We start from the raw sequence: 9,855 nt of genomic DNA on the forward strand, positions 1-9,855 counted from the left end.
TGGCAGAAGAAATTATTTAGACCAATCATCAAAGACTTCATTGATGACTTTATTCTCGATAAAAACCATCTGCTACCACAGAGAATCTATAAATGATAGTGCGTAAGTCCTAATTATTTTAAAGCAGAACTATCCATTGTATTGGGAACTGCATCCTCCGATTCAGTGTTGCCTCAGATAATGAAAAAGTTAAAAAATCTAGGAATTAAGGATTCCACTGTGGGTTTAGTGATCCCGACAGGCTATTCTTTTAATCTAGATGGATTCTCTATCTATCTAACTCTTGGCGTTATATTTATTGCCCAAGCTTGCAATATTGATTTATCGATGCATGATTTACTTGCAATTTTATTGGTTTCTTTGGTGACTTCAAAAGGTGCACACGGTATCCCAGGTTCTGCACTAGTGATATTAGCTGCAACTTTGTCTGTCATACCCAGTCTTCCAACGATTGGCTTGGTGTTGTTATTGTCCGTTGATTGGTTTATTGGGATTGTACGTGCTTGTACGAATTTGATCGGAAACTGTGTGGCAACGGTTGCGATTGCTCATTGGGAACAGGATATTGATCATGCACGTGCCCAAGCTGTATTGGATCAAAAGATTGAGTTGAATTCCTAGATTAAATCACTATCTGAGACAATAAATAGTTTGTTAAAAATAGCATTTCTAATTTGCATGGAGCTTATATCTAGCCTATATTTTTAATGGAAAATTCATCAAAGGAATGTGCAATGTCTCAAACTTTACCTGTATATCACGGCAGTTGTTTGTGCAACGGTATTCGTTATGAAATCCATGGCGAAATTGGAGATATTGTGCAATGTCATTGTCAGCATTGTCGTAAAGCCAATGGCACAGCTTATGCCACAAATGCTCCAATTAAAGTAAGTGATTTTAAAATTACGCAAGGTGAGCATCTACTCAAAAAATTTCAATCCACTGAGACGACTCAACGTTGTTTCTGTGCAGATTGTGGCTCACCTATTATAAGTATTAAATCTGATATACCTGAGTTTTATCGCCTAAGAATAGGTACTCTGGATACCCCTATTCAGCAAAGACCAACCATGCATATTTTTGCGGCATCAAAAGCAGAGTGGGACTGTATTGCAGATGATTTACCACAATATGTTGAGCGACCATAATCGCTATAGGTTGAGGATTAAACATGATTTTTGAGACGGCATCGTTAAGCCCAACGGAAGTGTATCGACTTTTAGTCGGTGGGATTACCCCTCGACCGATTGCATGGATCAGCACTTTATCTAAAGATGGTGTCGCCAATATCGCCCCTTATTCATTTTTTAGTGTGGCGAGTTGTAACCCGCCGATCTTATGGTATTCACAAGTGAACCCACAAAGTGGGCAGGATAAAGACACACTTCGAAATCTTATTGATACCCAAGAGTGTGTGGTACATATCGCTGATACAAAACTACTTGAGAAATTGAATTTGTCTTGTGCATCATTAGCTGCTGAGCAAAGTGAATTTGAATATGCTGAGATTGCATCTTGTCCAAGCTATTCAGTACAACCCTTATCTGTTCAAGACTCTTTGGTTCGTTACGAATGTCGCTTAAGAGAAATTTTAGAGTTCAGTACACTTCCCTCTGGGGGAAAAGTTGCTTTACTCGATGTTCAGGCGATTTATGTAGATGATCGAGTCTGGAATGGAACGATGATAGACCAAGAAAAATTAAACAGTCTTGGAAAAATGGGTGGTGATTTTTATAGTTTAACTCGTGATCTGCGTAAATTATCGAGACCGCAAGTTTAATCGAGATTCAAAAAAGGAGGTTTTAATCCCTCCTTTTTTTAGATTATTTTACAGACAATGCCTGACCTTCAAATTTCACACCATCCCAGCCATTTTGCATAAACTGACGAATATTTTGGTGATCTGTTCCTTCAGGTGTTGCGAGCACAGATGCATAGTGCTCCGCAAATAAACTTAAAGTATCTGCTTGGTTTAAACCTTCTAATTTAGCAAAACTAAAGACTTTTGCACTTCCTTGGTTTTCAGTTGCAGCATTAAATTGAGCGCCATTTTGAAAAGCCGTAGGTGTGTGTTGATAACGTGCTTCAATAAAGGCAATAACATCAGCAAATTTTGCAGAACCATCTTTCAGTTGTGCCAATAAGGTTTGAGCCATTTTAAAATTCCATGTGCATAAAATGAATGAGAGCATCATACCATCGAATCAAGAAAGTTGATGTTTGATGCTGTGGAAACTAGACCGAATAGGGCAAGCTGTTTATGCTGTAAAAGATAAATCAAATGTATAAATAATAATGAATCGACATCATTTTAAAGTACCTAAACACAAGCCTTTCCTCCGTTATTTTAGCTTGCTGCTTAGCTGTCAATTTATATTGACTGTGCGTCGCTTTTTCATGCATCTATTACCCTTTATACGATTTGAAAGTCAGGTTAGCCATATTGTGTATTTATCATGGTTAGTCGATATCGAGCAGGTTCGAGAACGCTATCCTGAGCGGGTTCATTTGTGGGAAAGGCAGGGCAAAACAGTTTTTACCATTCTCAGTTACCAACATCATCATTTTGGCTTTCGTTTTCTTGGTCCATTTCGACGTTGGATGCCTTCTCCCCGACAAAGTAACTGGCGTTTTTATCTCAATGATACGGCACCTAAAACAGTCATTTTTGAACAGGTTTTGATTGACCATGCTTTGTATGTTGTTGGTGGTCGTCTCGCAAGCGATGTAATGCCTGCCCAATATGCTGCAAAGTTCGAGCATGAATTTGATTCTAAACAGCAGGCTATTCGGACGGAGGTTTATGTAGATCAAGATTATTCTTTTAAGAGCCATGTCGGTATACGACAGGAAAAAAATTTACCTGCAACATGGCAGAGTTTATTTGATTCATGGGCGGATGCTGTGCATTTTCTAGTTGATCAAGATCATGCATGGGCAGAGTGGGTTGATCAACCCCAACGAATGTCGCAAGGTGATATTCAAATGCCAGTCTGCTTCGAGCAAATTCAAGCCGCAGAAGTGCTTGCTTTAAGCCCCCCTGAACTGCTAAAGCAGTTTCAAATAGACGCTGATGCAGATGTTTTTGCTTTTGTAATTCCTGCTCTAGATTTTTACGTCTTGAATGAAAAAATATTAAATTGAACATCAGATTGTGGATAACTGAAGCGTTATACACAGGAAAAAAACATAGGTTGAGTTGTTCAAAATCTATGTTATTTTAGGATGAAGGAGATGGCATTCCTCCTTTTACAAACCGCCAAACTGGCTAATGATGCCTACGTTGTCCTGTACAGGGAGCGTAGGTTTATGCGCGCTCTGTTTATCTTCTGGAGTCCGCAGATGGCAAAAGTACTCGCTATGTTTAATGCATTACTGTCTCCAAATCTGAGTTTGGAGTAAATCATGTACTATCCACTTATCTCAATTGCATTAGGATCAATCTTAGGTGCTTGGCTACGTTGGTTGATTGGTTTAAAGCTCAATCCTATTTTTCCAGCGATTCCATTGGGTACAGTCACCGTAAATTTTATTGGTGGTTTTATTATTGGATTTGCAATTTCATATTTTTCACAAAGCGCACTTAGTCCAAATTATAAGTTATTTGTGATCACAGGGTTTTGTGGTGCATTAACGACTTTTTCAACCTTTTCAGCAGAGATCATTGCATTATTGCAACAAGGCAAACTGAGCTATGCTGTTGCTGCGATTGTTATTCACGTGATTGGTTCACTCGTCTTTACTTTGATTGGCATGAGCTTGCATCAGTGGTTGAGTGCTGCGTAGTTCGGGAGAGAACTTATGAATGGATTCTTAATTACCTTTTATGCTGAACGCAGTCGAATGTACCAAGGTCAACCGATTGTTGAATGGTTATTGTCTGTTGCCCAACAAATGAAGTTGGGAGGTGCAACAGTCATAAATGCAACACATGGTATGGATCATCGCGGGCAAATTCATTCTGCAGGATTTTTTGAGTTGGCTGATCAGCCTGTTCAAATTCAATTCGCCGTGAATGATGAACAGGCTACAGCGTTGTTTAAATTTCTTGAAGATAAAGCGATTTCTCTATTTTATGTCAAGCAGGCTGTTGAATATGGTGTGATTGGACAATCATCACTGCGAGATGGATGACAAATTTTTGACATAAAAAAAGAAGTCTAAGTGGAGGAGATATAACCTTAGACTTCGAATGCTTCTAATGTACAGCGTCAAACTTAAAATAAGATTAAGCTTTACGACTAAAACGACCAAATCGTTTATTGAAGCTCGCAACACGACCTTCGTTGCTTGCTTGACGTACTTCGCCTGTATAAAACGGATGTGATGCGCTTGAAATATCTAGAGTCACATAAGGGTAAACTTGACCTTGATATTCTTTAGTCTGTTTGGTTTGGATCGTGCTACCAATCAAGAAGTAAGCATCGGCATTGGTATCGTGAAATAGTACTTGTTGGTAAGCAGGGTGAATATCTTTACGCACTTTTAAGACTCCTAAAATTATATGGAAATGTTATAACATAACAATATATGAAGTCAATTTTGAGTATTTCAAGTTTTGCTTTGAAATGACATATAGATTTTCGTCTTGCGATTAAGTAAGGGGCACTAAGTTTTAAGAAATTTAACTAGGCACGAGTTCTTCAAATAAGTCGTTCAGATTGTCATGCACTTTGAGATGAATGAGATTCCAATAATGTCCAGATACCGTACGATTCACCATCAATGTATCGGGAGAAGGTTTAAATACATCCCAATATTTTAAAGATTTTTTCACTAGGCGCATGCCATCGTGATGTGAAGTGTTTTCTGCAAAATCATAATGTGTACTGAGCGGACGTAATAAAATTTCAATCCATTGACTATAAAGTTCGTCAGGGAACTTTTCTTTTTCAGCCAATGCCTTTAATTCGACTAATAAGTCTTCAACTTGAGCAATATTCTCTTGTCGAGCAGCATTGACGAGAGATTTAAAATGTTGAACGATTTCAGGCGATAAGGTTTTTACACTGCCATAATCGTAAATAATTACGCTACCATCTTCTCTAAATGCAAAGTTACCTGGGTGTGGATCGCAATGAAATCGTCTTAAAAAGAAAATTTCTTGTCCGAGCGCGCGTACGATTCGACGACCAATTTGATTGCGTGTTTCGACAGACCACGTACTCGCCGTTTCGATTGATTCACCTTTTTCATAACTGAGTGTGAGTACACGGCGAGATGAATAGTCTTTATAGACGGTAGGTATAATCACTTGTTGATCGAGTTTTTCATGGAAGGTTTTAAATACTTCTAGATTCTGGGCTTCAATTTCATAGTTCAATTCAGCTGATAGACTGTCTTGGATTTCTTTAAAAAGTTGATCTTGAAGTTTTTTATCAATTTTTAATACGCCCATTAAACGTAAAGCAAGGCGGACCTGTTTTAAATCGCTTTCACAAGCTTGATCGACACCAGGATATTGTACTTTGACTACCACTGCTTGCCCATTCGGCAAAATAGCACGATGCACTTGACCGATGGATGCTGCTGCAAATGGTTCGGTTTCGAAAGTGCTAAAAATTTGGTTTAAGGGTTTGCCTAACTCTTTTTCGACTTGCTGCTGGATCGCAGCAAAAGGCATGGCAGGGGCTTGGCGTTGTAACTTAGCAATCGCTTTGGCGACTTCTGGTGGAAAAATATCTTTGTATTGAGAGGCAATCTGTCCGACCTTCATTACAGCACCTTTCATTTCTCCAAGTGTATCAGCGATTTGAATTCCGATATCTTGGAAAAGTTGGCTACGTGCTGCATTTTTTTGTTCTTCATCGGCAGTGAGATTTCGAATAGAGTTAGCCACGCTTTTGCTTGCAATACTTGCGGTCATGCCTGCCAGTTTTAAAAAGCGTTTACCGGAAGAACTCGCATGCTTTGCCATATTCGTTAGACCTCAATTGTTTTATCTCAAAGGAGTATCTTGATCATAGGGTACAAAACTTAAATTGCCTATAAGAAAATGTTAAGTGATGTAAGTCATTATTTATGAGTAGGTCGATAATAAATGGAAAGCTCAGTTGTTAGAGCTTTCCATACCATGAATACGTTAGAAACGAATATTCTTTATAGTGTTTTCTCTAAGCGTTGATTGTTTAAATACAGACGACCAATCAATAATACACAAGCAATCGTTAAGCCAATAATCAAACCTAGCCAAACACCTGCAACCCCCCAAATTGTATAACGAGCTAAATACAAACCGATTGGGAAAGCAATCACCCAGTATGCCATCAGTGTAATCCACATAGGGGCTTGCGTGTCTTGCATACCACGGAGGCAGCCTGCAGCGCTTACTTGCCATGCATCCATTAATTGGTATGCCATTGCAAACCATAGCAGATACATCGCCATGGGGATCACATCTATATCATTGGTGTAGATTGCAACGATATATGGTCGAGCAGAGGCAATCAGAAGCATGGTGCACAATGCAAAGAATGTCGCACTCATCAATCCTACTTTCTGTGCTTGGCGCATAGCTTGCCAATTCTTTTCCCCATAATACATTCCGACCCGAATTGTTAAGGCAATCGCTAAGGATAAAGGAATCATAAATAACTGAGATGTGACTGAAATTGCAATTTGATGTGCTGCAATCGCATTTTCTCCCAGTGGTCCTAATACCAACGCACCTGTGCTAAAAATACTAACCTCAAAGAAAACCGCTAAGCCAATTGGAAAGCCAAGTTTTAAAATTCGTTTAACCCAAGTTGGATCTATTCTTTCCCATTGCGTAAAAATAGGAGCTTGTTTATATGCACGCGCTTTAGAAATGTATATTGCAAGTGTAATGAACATTAACCATTGTAGAATCGCTGTCGCAAAGCCACATCCAGCACTGCCTAAAGCTGGTATTGGCCCAAAGCCATACATGAAAATGAAGTTCAGTGGAATCAGTACTAAGAGTGCCAATAAACTGATTACTGTGACTGGGCGAGGATGTCCAAGCGCTTCTGAATAGCTACGTAAAGCTGCATACATCATTACAGCAGGCATACCAAAACCAATCGCATGTAGGAATAGGTTGGCTTTCGGGAGGAGATGCTCTGGTACGCCAAAGTAAGGCAACAAAAGTGGCATACATTGCAAAATAAACATTGCAACGACACCTAGAATCAATGCTACCCATAAAGATTGACGTGCGATAGTCGGAATTTTTTCAGGTGTTTTAGCACCACGTGCTTCAGCGACGAGTGGTGTGGTCGCAATCATAATCCCAGCAAACAACAGCATGATAGGAATCCACAGACCCACACCCACAGCAATTGCAGCAAGATCGCCAGCAGAAAGATGACCTGCCATAATTGTATCAATCAAGCCTAATCCAGCTTGGGCAAACTGAGTGATTAGTATTGGTAGCATCAAGTGAAACAGTTGTTTTAATTCATAGCGCTTGCTGGTTGCTTGTAACACAAAAAATACTCTTATTTATTAAAAACGGAAGAAACGTTAGCGCTGTAAAGTGAGTAAAACGCCAATAAAAATAATGATACCACCGAGTAAACGCTGCCAGTTGATAGGTGCTTTATCTGTACCTAACCAGCCAAAATGATCGAGCAGCATTGAAATAGCGATCTGACCAAAAATAACTAATCCTGAAAATGTGAGAAAACCTAATTTTGGAGCAGTATAAATACTCATGCTAATCGCATAAACACCGAGAAATCCACCAATCCATAAATACCATGGAATGCTTGAAAGTTCATGTAAATTTGGTTTAGATGCATCCTGAAAATAGACGAGTGCCGCTAAAACAGCAGTACCGATGAGAAACGAAAGAAATGCTGCTTGAAGGGGAGAGCTTAAATGTTCTCTCAATTGTGAATTTATTGCAGTTTGAAATGCCATTGCAATTCCTACTCCAAAGGCTAAAGGCAGAAAGAGTAGCAATTGGCTAGAAATTTTCATCATCATCTCAATGTAATTGTTCTTCGTTATCTCAGTCTAACTGAATACTTACAGGATGATAAGCCGTGTCTACAGAACCAGCAACAGACTCTGTAAGAGTCATGTTAAAATAGCGATGTTCTGTCATTGAGCTTCTACTTTGAGTCTGTTAAATCCAATTAATATCCCACTTTCCTTGTATATCCATATGCCTTGGTGTGTGCGTAAGTGTCCTTACTGTGACTTCAATTCACATGCTGTGCCTGATGGTCAACTCTCGATGGATTTGGAACAGCAGTATTTAACAGCATTAGTCGCCGACTTTGAAACACAAGTTGAAATGGCGCAGGGAAGATTAATTCATAGTGTGTTCATTGGTGGTGGAACGCCATCATTGATTTCTGCTCAAGGCTATCAGTGGCTTTTTGACCAGCTTAAAGCACGTTTAAGTTTCTCAGATGATTGTGAGATTACCTTAGAAGCAAACCCTGGAACGGTAGAGCATGATCCTTTTGCGGATTATCTTTCAGTTGGGATCAATCGCCTTTCGATTGGTGTGCAAAGCTTTGATACAGAGCACTTACAACGCTTAGGGCGTATCCATTCCGCGTACAATGCTATGGATGCAATTCAGCAGGCTCGTCAAGCAGGCTTTGAGCGCGTCAATGTAGACCTTATGCATGGTTTACCCTCGCAAACTGTCGAAAAAGCTCTAACAGATCTTAAGTTGGCTGTGGAGCATGGTGCAACGCATATCAGTTGGTATCAACTTACGATTGAGCCGAATACGGTTTTCTTTCGAACGCAACCTGCTTTACCGCAAGATGAGATTTTGGAGCAGATTCAAGAACTGGGTGAAGCATATTTAATTGCGAATGGTTTTATTAATTACGAGGTGTCAGCATGGAGAAAAGAAAAGCCATCTGCCCATAATTTGAATTACTGGCAATTTGGGGATTATTTGGCGATTGGTGCTGGTGCACATGGCAAGGTCACAAGACCTGATGGAGTATACCGTTTCCAAAAAACGCGTTTACCAAAAGATTATCTTGCTAAAGTTCCTGCCGAACATCTACAAATGAAACGTATCGAGGCTGATGAGCTACCTTTTGAGTTTATGATGAATGCTTTACGTTTGAATGAAGGTGTTGCTGCTGAGCTTTATCAGCAAAGAACTGGTTTAGATTTAAATCACCTGCAAACACCATTGAGTAAATTACGTCAGAAAAAATTATTGCTTGATGATACAAGTAAAATTGCTTGTACTGAGCAGGGGCATATTTTTTTAAATTCAGTCTTAGAATCATTCTTATAAGAACAAAAACTCCCTTTGACAAGCATCGCTAAAGGGAGCACAAATATTAAAAATTAAAGTTAATGTTGTTTACATCCATCGTTGAAATCGTAACAGGAGCATTTTGAGTCGTTGCTTTTACTGTATCAGTCGCACTGATAGTGTATTGTCCATTTACGGTATTATCAGGAGTTAATACGATTGGCAATGTACCTGTGTATGGACCTAAATAAGGTGCACCTGTACTTAAGGATAAGCTATAGGCACCAGTGTCTAAAGTCGCATTGATGGTATTTACTGTATAAGTCGTACCACCACTAGTTTGTTTTGCATTGACTTTAATTAAGTCGCTGCTTGGAGTCGCTGTTCCACTAACACGATAGTGTGTTGCTACATTTGTATTAATCGGTAATGCTTGAGTAGAAATGGTGGTGGTTTGTTCAGCGGTGACTGGAACTGATTTAATCACTGCAGTTGCATATCCAGGAGCGGTTATAACAATGTCATAGTTGCCATTAGTTTTACTGTAAGCGTCCGCTGAACCCCATGCCTATTTTTTAATTTGAGTTGGATTTCCAGCGATGTGGCAGTAATTCTTCTATTTGGGTCGCTTTATGCGTCGGCAGCCTTTTCAGCAC

At 39.4% G+C, this 9,855-nt stretch carries 12 protein-coding genes, 1 pseudogene and 1 riboswitch; of the genes and pseudogenes, 7 read left to right on the plus strand and 6 right to left on the minus strand.

The window, feature by feature from the left end:
• Nucleotides 1-114: 114 nt before the first annotated feature.
• The 3 genes and pseudogenes from ACSC97_RS16780 to ACSC97_RS16790 all read left to right on the plus strand — a co-directional run.
• Nucleotides 115-621, plus strand: a pseudogene (locus ACSC97_RS16780) (cation:dicarboxylate symporter family transporter); the annotation flags it as partial.
• Nucleotides 622-734: 113 nt separating this feature from the next.
• The gene (locus ACSC97_RS16785; protein WP_436662069.1) at nt 735-1,148 is read left to right on the plus strand and encodes a GFA family protein; all 414 of its coding nucleotides are present in this window, start codon (nt 735-737) and stop codon (nt 1,146-1,148) included.
• A gap of 23 nt (nt 1,149-1,171) precedes the next feature.
• Nucleotides 1,172-1,780, plus strand: a complete 609-nt coding sequence (locus tag ACSC97_RS16790; protein WP_039047654.1) for a flavin reductase family protein — start codon at nt 1,172-1,174, stop codon at nt 1,778-1,780.
• A 43-nt stretch (nt 1,781-1,823) separates the two neighbouring features.
• On the opposite strand, the gene ACSC97_RS16795 is transcribed toward ACSC97_RS16790, so the two are convergent.
• A complete protein-coding gene (locus tag ACSC97_RS16795) occupies nt 1,824-2,156 on the minus strand; it encodes a HopJ type III effector protein (RefSeq protein ID WP_126131663.1) in 333 nt (110 codons plus the stop codon).
• A 139-nt stretch (nt 2,157-2,295) separates the two neighbouring features.
• Here ACSC97_RS16795 and ACSC97_RS16800 point away from each other — a divergent pair, with 139 nt between their 5' ends.
• The 3 genes from ACSC97_RS16800 to ACSC97_RS16810 all read left to right on the plus strand — a co-directional run bounded on the left by ACSC97_RS16800 (nt 2,296) and on the right by ACSC97_RS16810 (nt 4,134).
• Entirely contained in the window at nt 2,296-3,144 is an 849-nt protein-coding gene (locus ACSC97_RS16800) for a DUF2071 domain-containing protein (protein WP_436662072.1), read from the plus strand.
• Nucleotides 3,145-3,221: 77 nt separating this feature from the next.
• Nucleotides 3,222-3,288, plus strand: a riboswitch (Fluoride riboswitch).
• A gap of 117 nt (nt 3,289-3,405) precedes the next feature.
• A complete protein-coding gene (gene crcB / locus ACSC97_RS16805; RefSeq protein ID WP_004916675.1) occupies nt 3,406-3,786 on the plus strand; it encodes a fluoride efflux transporter CrcB in 381 nt (126 codons plus the stop codon).
• Nucleotides 3,787-3,801: 15 nt separating this feature from the next.
• Complete coding sequence (locus ACSC97_RS16810; RefSeq protein ID WP_004958740.1) at nt 3,802-4,134, plus strand: DUF190 domain-containing protein; 333 nt, start codon at nt 3,802-3,804, stop codon at nt 4,132-4,134.
• Between the two features lie 94 nt (nt 4,135-4,228).
• Here ACSC97_RS16810 and ACSC97_RS16815 read toward each other — a convergent pair whose 3' ends face one another.
• The 4 genes from ACSC97_RS16815 to ACSC97_RS16830 form a co-directional block, all read right to left on the minus strand.
• On the minus strand, nt 4,229-4,483 hold the full coding sequence (locus tag ACSC97_RS16815; protein ID WP_004916670.1) for a type B 50S ribosomal protein L31: 255 nt from the start codon (nt 4,481-4,483) through the stop codon (nt 4,229-4,231).
• Nucleotides 4,484-4,624: 141 nt separating this feature from the next.
• Nucleotides 4,625-5,917 (minus strand): ABC1 kinase family protein, encoded by a 1,293-nt coding sequence (locus tag ACSC97_RS16820; RefSeq protein WP_436662075.1) that lies wholly within the window; start codon nt 5,915-5,917, stop codon nt 4,625-4,627.
• A gap of 182 nt (nt 5,918-6,099) precedes the next feature.
• A complete protein-coding gene (locus ACSC97_RS16825; RefSeq protein WP_436662077.1) occupies nt 6,100-7,449 on the minus strand; it encodes an MATE family efflux transporter in 1,350 nt (449 codons plus the stop codon).
• 36 nt (nt 7,450-7,485) lie between these two features.
• Nucleotides 7,486-7,947: a DMT family transporter gene (locus ACSC97_RS16830; RefSeq protein WP_099949258.1), complete on the minus strand. Its 462-nt coding sequence runs from the start codon at nt 7,945-7,947 to the stop codon at nt 7,486-7,488.
• A 136-nt stretch (nt 7,948-8,083) separates the two neighbouring features.
• Between ACSC97_RS16830 and hemW the strand changes: the two genes are divergently transcribed.
• Nucleotides 8,084-9,238 (plus strand): radical SAM family heme chaperone HemW, encoded by a 1,155-nt coding sequence (gene hemW, locus ACSC97_RS16835; RefSeq protein WP_436662079.1) that lies wholly within the window; start codon nt 8,084-8,086, stop codon nt 9,236-9,238.
• Nucleotides 9,239-9,284: 46 nt separating this feature from the next.
• Here the strand turns inward: hemW and ACSC97_RS16840 are convergent, their stop codons facing one another.
• Entirely contained in the window at nt 9,285-9,686 is a 402-nt protein-coding gene (locus ACSC97_RS16840) for a hypothetical protein (protein ID WP_436662081.1), read from the minus strand.
• Nucleotides 9,687-9,855 lie beyond the last annotated feature (169 nt).

It is taken from the genome of Acinetobacter sp. P1(2025) (assembly GCF_051390655.1).
Classification (GTDB): Bacteria; Pseudomonadota; Gammaproteobacteria; order Pseudomonadales; family Moraxellaceae; genus Acinetobacter; species Acinetobacter junii.